The 16488-nt window shown below is 57.5% G+C and carries 16 protein-coding genes and 1 pseudogene; 9 read left to right on the forward strand and 8 right to left on the reverse strand.

Annotated features, from left to right (window positions below; genetic code table 11):
- Positions 1-2: 2 nt before the first annotated feature.
- A complete protein-coding gene (gene ppx / locus GNG27_RS16915) occupies positions 3-1544 on the forward strand; it encodes an exopolyphosphatase (protein WP_156264335.1) in 1542 nt (513 codons plus the stop codon).
- Between the two features lie 8 nt (positions 1545-1552).
- Here the strand turns inward: ppx and GNG27_RS16920 are convergent, their stop codons facing one another.
- Positions 1553-3793 (reverse strand): EAL domain-containing protein, encoded by a 2241-nt coding sequence (locus tag GNG27_RS16920; RefSeq protein WP_156265167.1) that lies wholly within the window; start codon positions 3791-3793, stop codon positions 1553-1555.
- Between the two features lie 346 nt (positions 3794-4139).
- Here GNG27_RS16920 and GNG27_RS16925 point away from each other — a divergent pair, with 346 nt between their 5' ends.
- Positions 4140-4346 (forward strand): YfgG family protein, encoded by a 207-nt coding sequence (locus GNG27_RS16925; protein ID WP_142486675.1) that lies wholly within the window; start codon positions 4140-4142, stop codon positions 4344-4346.
- A gap of 27 nt (positions 4347-4373) precedes the next feature.
- Here GNG27_RS16925 and GNG27_RS16930 read toward each other — a convergent pair whose 3' ends face one another.
- A complete protein-coding gene (locus GNG27_RS16930; RefSeq protein WP_156264336.1) occupies positions 4374-5258 on the reverse strand; it encodes a LysR family transcriptional regulator in 885 nt (294 codons plus the stop codon).
- A gap of 98 nt (positions 5259-5356) precedes the next feature.
- Here GNG27_RS16930 and GNG27_RS16935 point away from each other — a divergent pair, with 98 nt between their 5' ends.
- Positions 5357-6538: an MFS transporter gene (locus GNG27_RS16935; RefSeq protein ID WP_156264337.1), complete on the forward strand. Its 1182-nt coding sequence runs from the start codon at positions 5357-5359 to the stop codon at positions 6536-6538.
- On the opposite strand, the pseudogene GNG27_RS16940 reads toward GNG27_RS16935, so the two are convergent.
- Positions 6535-7098, reverse strand: a pseudogene (locus tag GNG27_RS16940) (SDR family oxidoreductase); the annotation flags it as partial. The gene GNG27_RS16935 and the pseudogene GNG27_RS16940 sit on opposite strands and share 4 nt — an antisense overlap.
- A 213-nt stretch (positions 7099-7311) precedes the next feature.
- On the opposite strand from GNG27_RS16940, the gene GNG27_RS16945 reads away from it, so the two are divergent.
- From GNG27_RS16945 to GNG27_RS16955, 3 genes are read left to right on the forward strand one after another with little or no spacing between them, the layout of a single operon-like run.
- The gene (locus GNG27_RS16945; protein WP_156264339.1) at positions 7312-7773 is read left to right on the forward strand and encodes a DUF6130 family protein; all 462 of its coding nucleotides are present in this window, start codon (positions 7312-7314) and stop codon (positions 7771-7773) included.
- Positions 7774-7808: 35 nt separating this feature from the next.
- Entirely contained in the window at positions 7809-8063 is a 255-nt protein-coding gene (locus tag GNG27_RS16950; RefSeq protein ID WP_156264340.1) for a DUF1471 domain-containing protein, read from the forward strand.
- Between the two features lie 8 nt (positions 8064-8071).
- Positions 8072-8818 carry an alpha/beta fold hydrolase gene (locus GNG27_RS16955; protein ID WP_156264341.1) on the forward strand — a complete coding sequence of 249 codons (747 nt, stop codon included), beginning with the start codon at positions 8072-8074 and terminating at the stop codon, positions 8816-8818.
- Positions 8819-8879: 61 nt separating this feature from the next.
- Here the strand turns inward: GNG27_RS16955 and guaA are convergent, their stop codons facing one another.
- Both guaA and guaB read right to left on the reverse strand, forming a co-directional pair.
- Positions 8880-10457, reverse strand: a complete 1578-nt coding sequence (guaA, locus tag GNG27_RS16960; RefSeq protein WP_142486683.1) for a glutamine-hydrolyzing GMP synthase — start codon at positions 10455-10457, stop codon at positions 8880-8882.
- Positions 10458-10525: 68 nt separating this feature from the next.
- Positions 10526-11992, reverse strand: coding sequence for an IMP dehydrogenase (guaB, locus tag GNG27_RS16965; RefSeq protein ID WP_142486684.1), 1467 nt, complete (start codon positions 11990-11992; stop codon positions 10526-10528).
- Between the two features lie 159 nt (positions 11993-12151).
- Between guaB and xseA the strand changes: the two genes are divergently transcribed.
- The gene (gene xseA / locus GNG27_RS16970) at positions 12152-13525 is read left to right on the forward strand and encodes an exodeoxyribonuclease VII large subunit (RefSeq protein ID WP_142486685.1); all 1374 of its coding nucleotides are present in this window, start codon (positions 12152-12154) and stop codon (positions 13523-13525) included.
- On the opposite strand, the gene GNG27_RS23750 is transcribed toward xseA, so the two are convergent.
- Both GNG27_RS23750 and GNG27_RS23755 read right to left on the reverse strand, forming a co-directional pair.
- Positions 13526-14038, reverse strand: coding sequence for a hypothetical protein (locus tag GNG27_RS23750; protein ID WP_231600406.1), 513 nt, complete (start codon positions 14036-14038; stop codon positions 13526-13528).
- 55 nt (positions 14039-14093) lie between these two features.
- Positions 14094-14633, reverse strand: a complete 540-nt coding sequence (locus GNG27_RS23755) for an MFS transporter (protein ID WP_231600407.1) — start codon at positions 14631-14633, stop codon at positions 14094-14096.
- A 217-nt stretch (positions 14634-14850) separates the two neighbouring features.
- On the opposite strand from GNG27_RS23755, the gene GNG27_RS16980 reads away from it, so the two are divergent.
- Both GNG27_RS16980 and GNG27_RS16985 read left to right on the forward strand, forming a co-directional pair.
- Positions 14851-15870 (forward strand): M4 family metallopeptidase, encoded by a 1020-nt coding sequence (locus tag GNG27_RS16980; protein WP_142486687.1) that lies wholly within the window; start codon positions 14851-14853, stop codon positions 15868-15870.
- Positions 15871-16221, forward strand: a complete 351-nt coding sequence (locus GNG27_RS16985) for a protealysin inhibitor emfourin (protein ID WP_142486688.1) — start codon at positions 15871-15873, stop codon at positions 16219-16221. It abuts the gene before it with no gap.
- On the opposite strand, the gene GNG27_RS16990 is transcribed toward GNG27_RS16985, so the two are convergent.
- Complete coding sequence (locus GNG27_RS16990; protein ID WP_142486689.1) at positions 16218-16439, reverse strand: zinc ribbon domain-containing protein; 222 nt, start codon at positions 16437-16439, stop codon at positions 16218-16220. The genes GNG27_RS16985 and GNG27_RS16990 overlap by 4 nt on opposite strands.
- Between the last annotated feature and the right edge of the window lie 49 nt (positions 16440-16488).

The following is a 16488-nucleotide window of genomic DNA, read 5'->3' on the forward strand; positions in this document are numbered from 1 at the left end:
CTATGCCGATAAACGATAAGACCCCACGACCGCAGGAGTTTGCTGCGGTCGACCTTGGTTCTAACAGCTTCCACATGGTCATTGCCCGTGAGGTTGATGGCGCAATGCAGATCATCGGTCGACTGAAACAGCGCGTCCATCTGGCTGACGGCCTGGGCGCCGACAACATGCTCAGCGAAGAGGCGATGGAGCGCGGGCTGAACTGCCTGTCGCTGTTTGCCGAACGCCTGCAGGGCTTCACCCCGTCGAGCGTCTGCATTGTCGGAACCCACACCCTTCGCCAGGCGGCGAACGCCACGGACTTTTTAAAGCGCGCGGAGCAGGTGATCCCCTACCCTATCGAGATCATTTCGGGAAATGAAGAAGCCCGTCTGATCTTCATGGGTGTGGAACATACTCAGCCGGAAAAAGGCCGCAAGCTGGTGATCGATATCGGCGGTGGCTCTACCGAACTGGTGATTGGCGAAAACTTTGAGCCGCATCTGGTCGAAAGCCGCCGGATGGGCTGCGTCAGTTTCGCCCAGATCTACTTCCCGGGCGGAACAATCAGCCGGGAAAACTTCCAGCGTGCGCGCATGGCCGCGGTGCAGAAGCTGGAGTCGCTCGCCTGGCAGTACCGACTGCAGGGCTGGAACGTGGCGCTTGGCGCCTCGGGTACGATTAAAGCCGCACATGAAGTGCTGGTGGAGATGGGCGAAAAAGATGGCTTTATCACCCCGGAGCGTCTGTCGATGCTGATGGAAGAGGTGATCAAGCATAAGAGCTTTGAAGCTCTGAGCCTGCCTGGCCTGTCTGACGAGCGCAAAGCGGTGTTTGTTCCGGGTCTGGCGATCCTGTGCGGCGTGTTCGATGCGCTGGCCATTCGCGAGCTGCGCCTGTCTGACGGTGCGCTGCGCGAAGGCGTGCTGTATGAGATGGAAGGCCGATTCCGCCACCAGGATATTCGCAGCCGTACCGCGCAGAGCCTGGCGAATCAGTACAACATCGACCGCGAGCAGGCGAAGCGGGTCCTGGAAACCACTACCCATATGTATGAGCAGTGGGAAACCCAGAACCCCAAACTGGCGCATCCGCAGCTGGCGGCCCTGCTGAAGTGGGCGGCGATGCTGCACGAAGTCGGGCTGAACATCAATCACAGCGGGATGCACCGCCATTCGGCCTACATTCTGCAAAACAGCGATCTGCCAGGCTTTAATCAGGAGCAGCAGACCATGATGGCTTCGCTGGTACGCTATCATCGCAAAGCCGTTAAGCTGGACGAGTTGCCGCGCTTTACGCTGTTCAAGAAAAAACAGTTCCTGCCGCTGATCCAGCTGTTACGTCTGGGGGTGCTGCTTAACAACCAGCGTCAGGCGACAACCACGCCGCCAACGCTGACGCTCACCACGGACGATAACCACTGGACGCTGAGCTTCCCGCACGACTGGTTTAGCCAGAACGCGCTGGTGCTGCTGGATCTGGAAAGAGAGCAGCAGTACTGGAGTGCCGTCACCGGCTGGTGCCTGAAAATTGAGGAAGAGCACTCTCCAAACGTTGCCGCGTAATCTCCTCTTCAGGCGCTCTTCGTGAGCGCCTGAAGAGGCAGTAAAGCGTCCAGCGGTACGGGTTTACCGATTAAATAACCCTGGAAATAATCAATCCCCAGCGCCTCTGCGGCGCAACGAATCTCTTCGCTCTCGACATATTCCGCCACCACCAGCATTTTCTTCATCCGCGCCAGATGGCAAATCGAGGCCACTATCTGATAATCCAGGCTGTTACTGACGATATTACGAATAAAGCTGCCGTCGATCTTAAGGATGTCGGCATCCACGCTTTTTAAACGGGCGTAACTGGCATAGCCAGTGCCAAAATCATCAATGGCGACCCGGCATCCCATCTCCTGCAAATGGTTCATGGTCTGCATGGCCAGCCCGGCGTTGCCAAAACTGCTGCTCTCGGTGATCTCGAATATCAGCTGCCAGCTCTCAATAGCATAGGTTTGCAGCATGTGGCTCACCTCAAGCGGCAGCTGCGCACGGCAAACGGATGAGGGCGACAGGTTGATAGCAAACCGCTGTCCCGGCAGACTCTCCCGGTTGTCGGCCATAAACTGCAGCGTCTTCTCCAGCACCAGCAGATCAATACGCGAGGAGAGGCCAAACTCCTGCGCGACGGGCAGAAATTCATCGGGCGAAATCAGCTCGGCGCCATCGTTTTGTAGCCGGAGCAGTACCTCGTGATAGTCATCGCCACGGATCCCCTGCACGGGCTGCGCCAGCAGAGTAAATTCATCCTTTTCAAGCGCACGCTGCAGGCGGTTCATCATCGCGACTTTGTCTTTCAGGCCGCGTTGCAGATTGATGGCGCCCCGCTGCTGCAGGTTTTCCGGGTGATTGGTCGCCAGAGAGAGATCGGCGATGGTACTCAGCTCGCCCAGCAGCAGATAAAGATGCACTACCGGTGAGCGCACATAGCAATAGCTGACCCCCACCTGCGGCTGGAGCGGCATCCCGTCCCAGAGGAAGCGAAAGCGCTTGATATGCAAATCCAGCTCGTCAATCCGGGACTGATGCGACTCGGTATTCAGACGCAGCACCAGATCGTGCCCGGACAGCTGATACACGCACTCATCCGGCTGCAAATAGCCGTTAATCCACGCGGCCAGTTTCTGTTTGTACTGGATACGCAGCAAGACGCCGTAGTTACGCCCCAGCACTTCCAGCTCCGGGATACGCAGGAAACAGAGCACCGACCAGTGTTTTTTCCCCAGGGCGCGGTTGAGCGCCCGCAGGTTGGGGATATGCACCACCGGATCGAGAAATGCCAGTCGTCTGGCGCGAATATTGATTGCCCGCTGACGCGTCGCCAGCATCGACATGTAAACCACCACGAAGGTAAAGACCAGATAGCTGGAGGAGGTGATGGTGAGCTGAATGTCATAGCCCTGCGCCCGGGGGATGTAGCTGTCAAAAAAGTGAATTGAGACAATCAGCACCGGGGTCCAGATCAGGGACATCAGCTTATAGCCGAAGCGCATCGATCCCCACAGCATCACCGGCATCAACAGCGACAGCGTGTAGTTAGTGCTGAAGATGGTGCTGTTTTCGGTGATGGGCCACAGAAGCAAAGCCAGCAATGCGCTGGTTGCTACCAGCCAGATAGCCACCTCCGACGCCGTCACTTTACGGTCGATCTGGCACCGAATCTGCGACAGCAGGCTTCGTAAATAGCGGGGATGGCGGAGGGTACGGATGATCAGGTAGCAGAACGGCACGCCCGTCAGGCACCCGACCAGTAATCCCTGATAGTTAATCAGCGAGCGGATCCCGGGGATGCTGATACCCGCCAGGTCAAAGCGTGTCTTATAGACGCCAAGATAGATGGCAAACTGGAACAGCAGCAGGAAAATCGTGGCTGGACAGAACATCTGCCAGAACATCCGTTGCGCCATTAACCGTGCGTCACCATAGGAGACTTTATTGCGGCGAGGGGCAAAAACCCGATATCCGCCCCAGCTGAGGGTTATCGGGATTAAAAAATGGCCAATCGCCACGGCGGTCTCGTAACCGCCCACCGAAGGGTAGTAGCGAACAAAGAGCGCAAGCACAATGCCCGGCACCGCCGCCATGCCGTAAAAGAGCATCAGCGATAATAAAAAAGCCAGCGGCATGTAATAGAGCACCACCATATTCCCCTGAACCTGGGTGTAGGTAGTAGCAAGGCGCGCGACGGGCAGCAGAACGACCGGCAAAATCAACGGCAGCGCCCACCAGCGGTCTTTATATTTTTTGTATAACGAGAAAATAGTCATAGATGCCATGGTTAACCCGCTCATCCAGGGGCAGTTCTGACAGGCATCCAACCTGACGACGTTGCCGTGCAGACGAAATAACGTTTGCACGAAAGGAGCAAAGATTTTAGTAAGCCATGGCGAGCAAGATTTGACTTAAATCAAACAGATTAATTCCAGAAAAGAATATTCACATTTTTTAACCCTACTTTTGTGCTAATTATCAATGGCGTAAATAAACTAATTATTATATATAACATCTGGCGGCTTAATCGTTGACAGAATTTTACATTCCGAATAATTGACCCCTGTTGCCCCGTATGCCTTAATGGCACATCGCCCGCAGGGTATTTTCAGGAAAACGACAGTGAGTCAGGCTACACGTATGCGAAAACGACATCGGTTTAACACTCGGATGACGCGTATCATACTCCTTATCAGCTTATTCTTTTTTGTGGGCCGCTTCGTTTACTCCTCCATTGGTGCCTGGTATCACCACCAGGAAAAAAAGCAGGCGCAACAATCCAGCCTCTCTGGCGAATACGTCGAACGTTCCTCCACAACAATTAATTAATCCTGTTGTTTTTATGGGCTAATTAAATTATTTCGCCGTTTGTAATAATCGAATAATTTCGCTGATGCCTTTACTCAGCACTTTATCCTGACGCATAACGATGGCCAGCTGGCGCTGTAAAACCGGCGTAAGCGATCGCACGCATAACCCCTGCCTGTCTTCCGTACAATCCACCGCCATGCGGGGAATAATACTGTACCCCAGCCCGACGCGAACCATACGTTTGATGGCTTCGATACTGCCCGACTGCATTACCGGCTCAACGTCCACACCGCTGGCCTGGAACCAGGCGTCGATCACCGCCCTGGTGCTGCTCCCGGCACCAAAGGCGATAAAGGGGTGGGCCTGTAGCGCAGTGGCGGTCAGCGTAGTAAACAGCCCCTGCTGATCCTCTGCTGCAATAAACACAAACTCTTCATCCAGCACCGGCGCGATCGCCAGCGCCGAGCCCGCAGCGGGTAAGGTCACCAGTCCCAGGTCAAGACGGTTCTCTTCTATGGCGCGAACAATCTCCAGGGTATTGCCGGTGGTGACGCCGACCCGCAGCAGGGGGTGATCCTGACGCAGCTGCTGCAACAGCGGCGGCAAAAGATGGATACAGGCCGTAGCCCCCATCCCGACAGTGATCGTTCCGCTCACCTCATGGCTGAACGCGGCCACCGCCCGGATCGTCTCGTCTACCGCCTGCTCTATCCGCTCGCCGTGGGTCAACAACGCCAGCCCGGCCGGCGTGGCTTTGACGCCCCGTCCGGTACGCTCGATTAATCGCGCCTGCAGAAACTGCTCCAGCTGGCGGATCTGCAAACTTACTGCGGGCTGTGAAAGCCCAAGCACGTCCGCTGCCGCAGAAAAACTGCCCCGCTGCACGACCAGTCGAAAGGTTGCCACCTGTCCCAGATTCAGCGTCGTCATCACAAAGTTTCTCTTATAGAAGCCATAAACGCACCGGCCTGCCAGCATCCTGATGCGCGGGATATGCTCAGGATAACTGTCTGAAGGAATGAATGATAATGAAAAACCTGGCCATGCCCCGCGCGCTCCCCCTGACTACCGGCTGTAACCAGCTTATCAACTGGGGGATCTCCTTTTATATGCCGGGCACGTTCGCCCGGGCAATCACGGCGGACAGCGGCTGGTCTTCACCCGCGATCTATTCGGGCCTGACGCTGGCCATGCTGGTGATGGCCGCCCTCTCGCCGTTTGTCGCTAAGCTGCTGGCGCGGGCGGGTGGGCAACGGGTGGTGATGCTCGGATCGCTGCTGATTTCCGCCAGCTGCGTGGTAATGGCTTATGCCCAATCGCTTGTCGTCTGGTATGCCGCATGGATGGTGACCGGCATCGGCATGCGCCTGTCGCTGTACGACGCGCTGTTCGCGGCGCTGGTCAATCTCTACGGCCAGCAGGCGCGGGGAACCATTTCCCGCGTGACGCTGGCGGGCGGGCTGGCCTCGGTGGTGTTCTGGCCGCTGGGAGAGGCGTTGCTGACGATTATGACCTGGCGGAGCGCGCTGCTGGTTTATGCTCTGTTCGGCTTGCTGAGCGCCGCGTTAACCCTGTCATTACCCAATCAAACCCTCCCGCCAGTAAAGCAACCCAACCCGCCTGCCGGTGGACAGGATCGCCGCAACGGCTGGCTGTATGCCGCCTTTATTGCGCTGATCACCTTTGTCTCTAACGGCACCTCCACGCACCTGCCGGAATTTATCGCCAGCGTCGGCCTGCCGGTTACCATCGGCATGCTATGGGGGATTGGGCAGACCGGGGCGCGGTTCCTGGAGGTAGTTGCCGGGGCGAGACTCACCCCGCTGCGCCTGACGCTGCTCACCGCCCTTGCCATGCCGGTGTGCTTTATGCTCGGGCTGAGCAGTTCGCTCTTCCTCTGGTCTGCCGCCGGTTTTGTGCTGGGCTACGGGGCGATAAACGGGCTGGTGACCATCGTGAAAGCCACCCTGCCCTTGCAGCTGTTTGCCCCTGAAGAGTACGCCAGGCGCACCGGGGTACTGCTGATCCCGGCCCAGCTGATGGCGGCGGCCTCCCCGCTGGCCTATGCATGGTTAAACCGGGCGTTTGGGACGTTCGGCGCGATGGGGCTGTCGTGGGGGCTGACGCTGGTGATTGCCGGGCTGGCGGTGGCTATCGTGAAGGGTCAGGCTTCGCATCACAGTCAGGGCATCCCTGCCCTTAGCGACTAAAGTACGAATCCGCCGTCAATGGTCAGGCTTGAACCCGTCATATAGCCAGATGATTCACCGGCAAGCCATGCCGCCAGCGAGGCGATCTCATCCGGCTCGCCCATCCGCTGCAGCGGAATGCTACCGACGATCTGCTCCGCCATTCCGGCAGTCATATCGGTGGCGATAGGTCCTGGCTGAATGTTGTTAATGGTGATGCGGCGTGGCGCCAGGTCCAGCGCGAGGTTTTGCACCATCGAGGCGACTGCCGCTTTACTCATGGCATAAACGCTGCTGCCTGCATGCCCGGTACGCACCGCCGTATTGCTGCCGATGGTGATCACGCGCCCCCCTTCAGCCATCGGCTTAACCGCCGCCTGAATAGCAAGGAAGACGCCGCGCACGTTGACGGCCAAGGTAGCATCCAGATCGTCCAGCGAATATTGCTCAATAGTCCCGAGCCGAAGCACGCCCGCATTTACCACCGCGACATCCAGCCTGCCAAAGTGCTGCAATGTTTTATCTACCGCCCTCTGGATGGCCTTCGCGTCTGCGCTGTCGGCTTCAATGGCTGTCGCTTGTCCGCCCTGTTGGCTTCAGCACCCACCCGGGTGCCCAGGCAGACACCATGCCAGCAGAAACAGCCCCGTGCATGCGCGGAATGTATCGCACTGTATCCACGCCGCCCTGCTTACGCAGCCATACAAAAAAGCCACCCGCAGCAAACAGACCCGATACATAAAAATGGTTTTCTGTATCTGTCGCCATTGATGACCTGAAGAGGAGATCCCCGAATGATGCGTCGACATTTACTGCTCACTCTGTTCGCGCTGACATCTGGCTGCACCTGGGCCGCACCGTTAAGCGGGCTCAGTGCCGCAGATGTTAACGGCCCGGCCGCCGTTGCACCGCTCGATCAGCCTCAGCCCCCGGCCAGGCTGATTGTGGATCCGCCGCTGGCGGGCCCGCTGAGTAAAGGCGCAGTCTTTATTCAATACCGCACCGAGAACATGAGCATTGAACCCGTATTCGGGCCCGAGGCGCTCAAAGTAACGCCGCGCATCGGCCATATCCACGTCATCGTGGATGACAATCCCTGGCACTGGGCCGATGCAAGCGGCGAGCCGGTCATTCTGGTGGGGCTGCCCGCAGGCCCTCACAAAGTGACTCTTATTCTCGCCGACCCAACCCATAAACCTGTTGACCGTAAAACCATCGAATTCACCGTGCCGCCACATGCTGCGGTTATGCACTGAACGCGTCCACTCACTTATTTTTAAGGATTTAAACCATGAAAACATTACTGATTGCTGTACTGACCTTTACTGCTGCAATGGCCTCTTCCGCTTTCGCCGCCCAGGAGATTGATCATCCTCAGGGAGAGCAAAAGATTGGCACCGTTTCCGACAGCAGCGGCGCAACGTCGCTCGCGGATCTGGAGGCGAAACTGCAGGCCAAAGCCGCCGAAGCGGGAGCCAGCGCGTTTCGCATTACCTCCGCCGGGGGAAATAACACCCTGTCAGGCACTGCGGATATTTATCGTTGAGGCATACCATGAAAAAACTGTCTATCCATACCTTAGCGGCGGGCCTGCTGCTGGCCGCCGCCAGCGGCACGGCGCTGGCGAACAGTAAAACCGTGGTACTGGTGCACGGCGCTTTTGCCGACGGCAGCAGCTGGAAACGGGTGATCGACAAACTGCAACGCCAGCATACCGAGGTTATTGCCGTTCAGCTGCCGCTCACCTCGTTAAAAGAGGATGTCGCCGCGACTCAGCGCGCCATCGCCCGGGCTCACGGGGATGTGGTGCTGGTGGGCCACTCCTGGGGCGGGACGGTGATTAGCGAAGCAGGCAACGATGCGCGGGTAAAATCGCTGGTTTACGTGGCGGCGTTTGCCCCGGACTCGGGCCAGTCGACAGGGGATCTGGCGGGGAGCTACCCTGCCCCGCCGGGCAGCGCAGGTATCGCCAAAACCGCAGACGGTTTTCTCTATTTGCCATCCAAATCGGTACGCCAGGATTTTGCACCAGATATTAAGGCAGGTGAGCAAAGCACGCTGACCGTCACTCAGGGCCCGATCCGCGCCGACGCCTTTGCGGAAAAGATCACCCATGCGGCCTGGCACGATAAGCCAAGCTGGTATGTGGTCAGCAAGAATGACCGGATGATCAACCCGGATCTTGAGCGTGCGATGGCGAAGGCGATTAATGCCAAAACAACGGAGGTAGCGGCAAGCCATGTGTCGATGGTGAGCCAGCCGGAGGAGATTGCCCGGGTGATTGAGCAAGCGGTGAAATGAAACAGGCAATAAAAAGCCCGCAGGATGCGGGCTTGAATAGAGAACGATTAACGGGTGGGGATTATTCCCACTCAATCGTAGCCGGTGGCTTCCCGCTGATGTCATACACCACGCGAGAAATACCGTTAACTTCGTTGATGATGCGGTTAGACACGCGGCCTAAGAAGTCATACGGCAGGTGTGCCCAGTGGGCAGTCATAAAGTCGATGGTCTCAACCGCACGCAGGGAGACAACCCAGTCGTACTTACGGCCATCGCCCATTACGCCGACAGAGCGAACCGGCAGGAAGACGGTGAACGCCTGGCTCACTTTGTTGTACAGATCCGCTTTGTGCAGCTCTTCGATGAAGATCGCATCGGCACGACGCAGCAGGTCGCAGTACTCTTTCTTCACTTCGCCCAGCACGCGCACGCCCAGACCCGGACCCGGGAACGGGTGACGGTAGAGCATATCGTACGGCAGACCCAGCTCCAGACCGATCTTACGCACTTCGTCTTTGAACAGCTCACGCAGCGGTTCAACGAGACCCATCTTCATCTCTTTCGGCAGGCCGCCCACGTTGTGGTGAGATTTGATGACGTGTGCTTTACCGGTGGCAGAAGCCGCGGACTCGATCACGTCAGGGTAGATGGTGCCCTGTGCCAGCCACTTCACGTCTTCCAGCTTCAGGGCTTCTTCGTCGAACACTTCCACGAACACGCGGCCGATGATTTTACGTTTTGCTTCTGGATCGTTTTCGCCTTCCAGCGCGTCCAGGAAGCGCTTCTCGCCTTCCACGTGAACAATGTTCAGACCGAAGTGGTCACCGAACATGTCCATAACCTGCTGGGCTTCGTTCAGACGCAGCAGACCGTTGTCCACGAAGACACAGGTGAGGTTTTTGCCGATGGCACGGTGCAGCAGCATTGCGGTCACGGAGGAGTCCACGCCGCCGGACAGGCCGAGGATCACTTTGTCATCACCGACCTGCTGGCGAATACGCTCAACCGCATCGTCGATGATTTTTGCTGGCGTCCACAGGGCTTCACACTGGCAGATGTCGATGACAAAACGCTCCAGCATGCGCAGGCCCTGACGGGTGTGGGTCACTTCCGGGTGGAACTGCACGCCGTAGAAGCGTTTTTCTTCGTTAGCCATGATGGCGAACGGGCAGCTCTCGGTGCTGGCAACGGTCACGAAGTCGGACGGGATAGCGGTGACTTTGTCGCCATGGCTCATCCACACGTCGAGCAGCGCTTTGCCGTCGGCGGTCAGGGAGTCTTCGATACCGCGGATCAGGGCGCTGTCGGTCTGCACTTCAACCTGCGCGTAGCCGAATTCACGCTCGTTAGAACCTTCAACGTGACCACCCAGCTGCATCGCCATGGTCTGCATGCCGTAGCAGACGCCGAACACCGGCACGCCGGCTTCGAACACGTACTGCGGTGCACGCGGGCTGTTATCTTCGGTGGTGCTTTCCGGACCACCGGAAAGGATGATACCGCTTGGGTTGAACTCGCGAATCTGAGCTTCCGTAACATCCCACGCCCACAGTTCGCAGTAAACGCCCAGCTCACGCACGCGACGCGCCACCAGCTGAGTGTATTGAGAACCGAAATCGAGGATGAGAATGCGATGTTTATGAATGTTTTCCGTCATTGACGCTAATTCCGAGGCAAGTGAAACAAAAACAGAGCGCCCGGCTCAAAGCCGGGCGCGGAAATTAATCAGGAGCCCATACGGTAGTTCGGAGACTCTTTGGTGATCGTCACGTCGTGAACGTGGCTTTCCTGGATACCTGCACCGCTGATACGCACGAATTCCGCTTTAGTACGCAGCAGGTCAATGGTACCACAGCCGGTCAGACCCATACAGGAGCGCAGGCCGCCCATCTGCTGGTGAATGATCTCTTTCAGGTAGCCTTTATAGGCCACGCGACCTTCGATACCTTCCGGCACCAGTTTGTCGGCAGCGTTATCGGTCTGGAAGTAACGGTCGGAGGAGCCTTTGGACATCGCGCCCAGAGAACCCATGCCGCGGTAAGATTTATAAGAACGGCCCTGGAACAGTTCGATTTCACCCGGGGACTCTTCGGTACCGGCCAGCATGGAGCCAACCATGACCGCTGCCGCACCGGCCGCGATGGCTTTGGCGATGTCGCCGGAGAAGCGGATACCGCCGTCAGCGATAACCGGAATACCGGTACCTTCCAGCGCTTCTACCGCGTCGGATACCGCGGTGATCTGCGGAACACCCACGCCAGTGACGATACGGGTGGTACAGATGGAGCCTGGGCCAATGCCCACTTTCACCGCGCTGCAACCCGCTTCAGCCAGGGCACGAGCGCCTGCGCCGGTGGCCACGTTGCCACCAATAATTTGCAGATCAGGATATTTTGCACGGGTTTCGCGAATACGCTGCAGCACGCCTTCGGAGTGGCCGTGAGAGGAGTCGATCAGCAGCACGTCAACGCCGGCAGCAACCAGCGCATCAACGCGCTCTTCGTTGCCTGCGCCCGCGCCAACCGCAGCACCGACGCGCAGACGGCCATGCTCGTCTTTACAGGCGTTCGGTTTACGTTCTGCTTTCTGGAAGTCTTTAACGGTGATCATGCCGAGCAGGTGGAAGCTGTCGTCTACAACCAGCGCTTTTTCAACGCGTTTTTCGTGCATTTTTGCGAAGACCACGTCGCGGGACTCGCCTTCACGCACGGTAACCAGACGCTCTTTCGGGGTCATGTAGACGCTGACCGGCTGGTTCAGGTCGGTGACGAAACGCACGTCACGACCGGTGATGATACCCACCAGTTCGTTATCGGAGGTCACAACCGGGTAGCCTGCAAAGCCGTTACGCTCGGTCAGCGCTTTCACTTCGTGCAGGGTGGTGGTTGGCAGAACGCTCTGTGGATCGGTAACGATGCCAGATTCATGTTTCTTCACGCGGCGAACTTCTTCCGCCTGACGCTCGATAGACATGTTTTTATGAATAAAGCCAATGCCGCCTTCCTGAGCCAGGGCGATAGCCAGGCGCGCTTCAGTCACGGTGTCCATTGCCGCGGAGAGCATAGGAATGTTCAGGCGAATGGTTTTGGTCAACTGCGTGCTGAGGTCGGCAGTATTCGGCAGAACGGTGGAATGAGCGGGAACGAGGAGGACGTCGTCAAACGTCAGTGCTTCTTTAGCGATACGTAGCATGGGCAATATCTCTGACCTGGGTGGTTAAATATTGCCGTGGCATTATACAGAGCGTAACCGATTGCATCTACACTTTTTTATAAAAAATGCTTGCGATTGCCTCTTATCAGGTTACTATCGACTGAATAACTTGCTGATTTAGAATTTGATCCCGCTCACATGTTATCCTCTCAATCCCCCTCAATTTATACCGTTAGCCGCCTGAATCAGACGGTCCGTTTGCTGCTTGAGCAGGAAATTGGCCAGGTGTGGATTAGCGGAGAGATCTCCAATTTCACCCAGCCGGCATCCGGTCACTGGTACTTCACCCTGAAGGACAATACCGCTCAGGTGCGCTGCGCGATGTTCCGCAACAGCAACCGTCGGGTGACCTTCCGGCCGCAGCACGGGCAGCAGGTGCTGGTTCGCGCCAGTATCACCCTGTACGAGCCGCGCGGTGATTATCAGATTATCGTTGAGAGCATGCAGCCAGCGGGTGAAGGGCTTCTCCAGCAGAAATATGAGCAGTTGAAAGCCACGCTTTCGGCGGAAGGGCTGTTCGATCAGCAATATAAACAGCCGCTCCCCTCCCCTGCCCACTGCGTAGGGGTGATTACCTCGAAAACCGGCGCCGCGCTGCATGACATTCTGCACGTCCTGAAACGCCGCGACCCTTCCCTGCCGGTCATTATCTACCCGACCGCGGTGCAGGGTGACGATGCGCCCGGGCAGATTGTCCGCGCCATTCAGCTTGCCAACGCCCGTCAGGAGTGTGATGTGCTGATCGTCGGGCGCGGAGGCGGTTCGCTGGAAGATCTCTGGAGCTTTAACGACGAACGCGTGGCGCGGGCAATTTTTGCCAGCCAGATCCCGGTGGTTAGCGCCGTCGGGCACGAAACCGACGTCACCATTGCGGATTTTGTCGCCGACCTGCGGGCGCCGACGCCGTCTGCCGCGGCAGAAGTGGTGAGCCGTAACCAGCTCGAGCTGCTGCGCCAGATGCAAAACGGCCAGCAGCGCCTCGAGATGGCGATGGACTATTTCCTCGCCAACCGCACCCGTCGTTTTACCCAGCTGCATCATCGCCTGCAGCAGCAGCACCCGCAGCTGCGTCTGGCCCGTCAGCAAACCGTGCTGGAACGTCTGCGCCAGCGGATGAACCTCGCGGTGGACAGTCAGCTTAAACGGGCGGTGCAGCGCCAGCAGCGCACCACTCAGCGCCTGAACCAGCACAACCCGCAGCCGCGCATCTGGCGCGCGCAAACGCGTATTCAGCAGCTGGAGTATCGCCTCGCGGAAAACCTGCGCGCGCAACTGAGCAGCACCCGCGAGCGCTTCGGTAAGGCGGTCACCCATCTGGAAGCCGTCAGTCCGCTCTCGACGCTGGCTCGCGGTTACAGCGTGACCACCGCGAACGATGGCAAAGTGCTGAAGCAGACCAAACAGGTCAAAGCCGGGGATGTGCTCACCACCCGGTTGTCAGACGGCTGGGTGGAAAGCGAAGTGAAAGGCGTGACGCCAGTGAAGAAAACCCGCGCCCGCAAAAAAGCGTGATCATGGTTTGCCGTCAGGCGCGACGGCAAGCAGCCCCCAGGACAGCCCGGAAAAAATGACCAGCGCTACCGCTGCGCCTGCCATTCCCAGTAACAGGCCAAACGCTACGGAGCCGATAACCTGTCCGGCTGCCAGCATCAGAAAAGCCATACTGACACCCACAGCAGGTGACGGATGGGTAATAACCGCGCCCTGCACCAGCAGTACGCCGGACAAAATCACGTATCCCGCCCCGCTCATCGCCACCACCGGGACCAGCCACCAGGCAAACCCTTCTGTTAGCGCAAGGGCCAGCAGCGAGGCGGCCATGAAAATCTGCGAAACTCGATAAACGCCGCGCATCCCGATACGTTTTGCCGCACTTCCGGTAAACACGGCGACGATCCCTGCCCCGCCGCTCACCAGCCACAGAACCCGCGTCACGGCGCTATCAAGCCCGGTATGGCTCGTAAGCAACTCCGGGCCAAAACTCCACCAGGCGGCGCTGGCAATGCCGCTCACGAAAGTAATCATTAACAGACGGCACATACCCGGCTTGCGAAGCAAATCGCGCCAGGAGGGTGTTCGTTCACGCTTGCGCGTAGCCCGACCCGGCAGATAACGCCACGCTGCCAGCAGGCAGAGCAGTGCCAGGAGGGCAAAGACGATACAGGCAGAGCAGTGCCAGGAGGGCAAAGACGATACAGGCCGCACGCCAGCCGCCCGGCATAAAAAACAGAACCGGCACCGAGAGGATGATCCCGGCGCTTGTTCCGGCATTAATGACGGTATTCACCAGGGTCTGGCGATCTGGCGCAATGGTGTCATCTACGGCTCCGGCAAGCGCGGGTGAGGCCAGTCCCGAACTTAATCCGGCAATAAATAATCCTGTCGCAAGGGTGAGCGGCAACGACGAGAATGCCAGAATAAACAGGCCGCTTGCTGCCGTGACGGCTGCCAGCAAAGCCGGTACGCGGGAGCCGAAACGGTAAGTGAGGAAAGAGGCAAAGAGGACTGACAGGCAATAAGCCGCATAGCTACAGGCTGCAATCCCCCCGGCAACCTGGGGCGAGAAAGGGATGGCCTGACGAATATCGGGCAGCATCAGCCCCCAGGAAAATCTCGCCATGCCGTAAGTCACCGCGATTAATGAGAATCCGGTTATACCCAGTGCAATCGGTCTGTTCATTACGCCCCTCTTTTTACCCGCAGTAAAAACCTAAACGCTGAGCAGGCGTTGTGCCACTTTTTACCGGTACGAATACTCTGACTTCTCCCCGCTCCCGCCTTCATCATTTACACTCAAAGTGTTTCTTTTTTCGGCATTGCCATAACAGGAGAGACGCATGACCCGAACCTTTAGCGTGATCCCGCCCTATATTCTTCGTCGTATTATTGAGAGTGGCTCTGAGCCGCAGCAGCGTTGCGCCCGCCAGACGCTGACGCATGTACAGACGCTTATGGCACATATGCCAGGTAAACCCGCTGCGCCGCACGTTAATAAAGCCGGGCAGCTGGAGCGCGATATTTATGATGCAAAACAGACCCAGGAACTGCCGGGCACCCAGGTGCGTTATGAGGGACAGGCGTCAAACAGGGATATTGCTGTTGATGAAGCCTATGATTATTTAGGTATCACCCATGATTTTTTCTGGAAAAATTATCATCGCGACTCGCTGGATAATAAAGGGCTGATACTGACGGGCACCGTTCATTATGGGCGGGAATATCAGAACGCTTTCTGGAATGGTCAGCAGATGGTATTTGGCGATGGTGATGGCGAGATATTTAACCGCTTCACTATTGCCATTGACGTTGTGGCACATGAACTTAGCCATGGGGTGACCGAAACCGAAGCCGGGCTTATCTACTTTGAACAATCGGGTGCGCTGAATGAGTCTTTATCTGACGTTTTCGGCTCGCTGGTGAAACAGTATCACCTGAAGCAAACGGCCGATAAAGCCGACTGGCTGATTGGTGAAGGGCTGCTGGCTAAGGGGATTAATGGCAAAGGGCTGCGATCGATGTCAGAACCCGGAACTGCCTATGACGATCCCCTGCTCGGCAAAGATCCGCAGCCCGGGCATATGAAAGACTTTATCAAAACGCGCGAAGATAACGGCGGCGTGCATCTTAATTCGGGTATTCCTAATCGCGCGTTTTATCTTGCCGCGACGGCCATTGGTGGCCATGCCTGGGAGAAAGCCGGTTATGCCTGGTATGACACGGTTTGCGATCGACAGCTGGCGCAAGATGCAGATTTTGACGCCTTTGCGAAACTGACGGTAGCGCACGGTGAAAAGCGATCGGGTGGTGACGTCGCCGCAGCCATTGAGCAAGCCTGGAAACAGGTGGGAGTGTTGTAAATGCAGGTTCCGGAACTGACGGATGACGCGGTGGTCGAGCTGGCGCGTGAAGGCGGTGTGGCCTATATTCCCCATCTCAGCGGATTGCGGCGAATTGCGCTCTCGACGCTTAACAGCGCCCAGCGCCAGCGCGTGGTAAATATACTGGAGCAGGCTATTCCGCGGGGAGAGCCGCCCGGCCAGCGGTCGTCACCCGGCGGCGGCGACCAGCGCTATTTTCGCATCCAGATAATCTGGACCCGGCACAATCAGGCGCAATACACCGACATCATTGTGCTGGTTCCCGAGCAGGAAGCGCCAGAGTCGCTGGTCGAGCTCTGGCAAAAAGGCGAAGGCTGCGTATGCGATTAAGCGTCAGTCCTGACGAACTCCACGCGCTTTTTCGAGATCAGACCGTGGCCGTTCTGACAGAAATAGTCCACCGCACCGCAGGCTTTTAACACCTGGAGTGGCTGATGGCATTCCGGGCAGCGCGCTTCCAGGGCGATATCTTTGTGGCAATTCTCGCAGTGCGCCACACCGTTTTGCGGTTCAATCTCCGCATGGCAATCCGGGCAGGTAATCGACATGATGACTCCTTCAAAGGACATTCAGTTCTGCCCTGATATTAACACGATG

The organism is Leclercia sp. 119287 (assembly GCF_009734485.1).
GTDB lineage: Bacteria > Pseudomonadota > Gammaproteobacteria > Enterobacterales > Enterobacteriaceae > Enterobacter > Enterobacter adecarboxylatus_C.

Bases quoted from the DNA above. Each gene is read 5' to 3' on its own strand.
- ppx (WP_156264335.1), top strand. From the start codon at position 3: ATGCCGATAAACGATAAGACCCCACGACCGCAGGAGTTTGCTGCGGTC.
- GNG27_RS16920 (WP_156265167.1), bottom strand. From the start codon at position 3,793: ATGACTATTTTCTCGTTATACAAAAAATATAAAGACCGCTGGTGGGCG.
- GNG27_RS16930 (WP_156264336.1), bottom strand. From the start codon at position 5,258: ATGACGACGCTGAATCTGGGACAGGTGGCAACCTTTCGACTGGTCGTG.
- GNG27_RS16935 (WP_156264337.1), top strand. From the start codon at position 5,357: ATGAAAAACCTGGCCATGCCCCGCGCGCTCCCCCTGACTACCGGCTGT.
- GNG27_RS16945 (WP_156264339.1), top strand. From the start codon at position 7,312: ATGATGCGTCGACATTTACTGCTCACTCTGTTCGCGCTGACATCTGGC.
- GNG27_RS16950 (WP_156264340.1), top strand. From the start codon at position 7,809: ATGAAAACATTACTGATTGCTGTACTGACCTTTACTGCTGCAATGGCC.
- GNG27_RS16955 (WP_156264341.1), top strand. From the start codon at position 8,072: ATGAAAAAACTGTCTATCCATACCTTAGCGGCGGGCCTGCTGCTGGCC.
- guaA (WP_142486683.1), bottom strand. From the start codon at position 10,457: ATGACGGAAAACATTCATAAACATCGCATTCTCATCCTCGATTTCGGT.
- guaB (WP_142486684.1), bottom strand. From the start codon at position 11,992: ATGCTACGTATCGCTAAAGAAGCACTGACGTTTGACGACGTCCTCCTC.
- xseA (WP_142486685.1), top strand. From the start codon at position 12,152: ATGTTATCCTCTCAATCCCCCTCAATTTATACCGTTAGCCGCCTGAAT.
- GNG27_RS23750 (WP_231600406.1), bottom strand. From the start codon at position 14,038: ATGATTACTTTCGTGAGCGGCATTGCCAGCGCCGCCTGGTGGAGTTTT.
- GNG27_RS23755 (WP_231600407.1), bottom strand. From the start codon at position 14,633: ATGGCGAGATTTTCCTGGGGGCTGATGCTGCCCGATATTCGTCAGGCC.
- GNG27_RS16980 (WP_142486687.1), top strand. From the start codon at position 14,851: ATGACCCGAACCTTTAGCGTGATCCCGCCCTATATTCTTCGTCGTATT.
- GNG27_RS16985 (WP_142486688.1), top strand. From the start codon at position 15,871: ATGCAGGTTCCGGAACTGACGGATGACGCGGTGGTCGAGCTGGCGCGT.
- GNG27_RS16990 (WP_142486689.1), bottom strand. From the start codon at position 16,439: ATGTCGATTACCTGCCCGGATTGCCATGCGGAGATTGAACCGCAAAAC.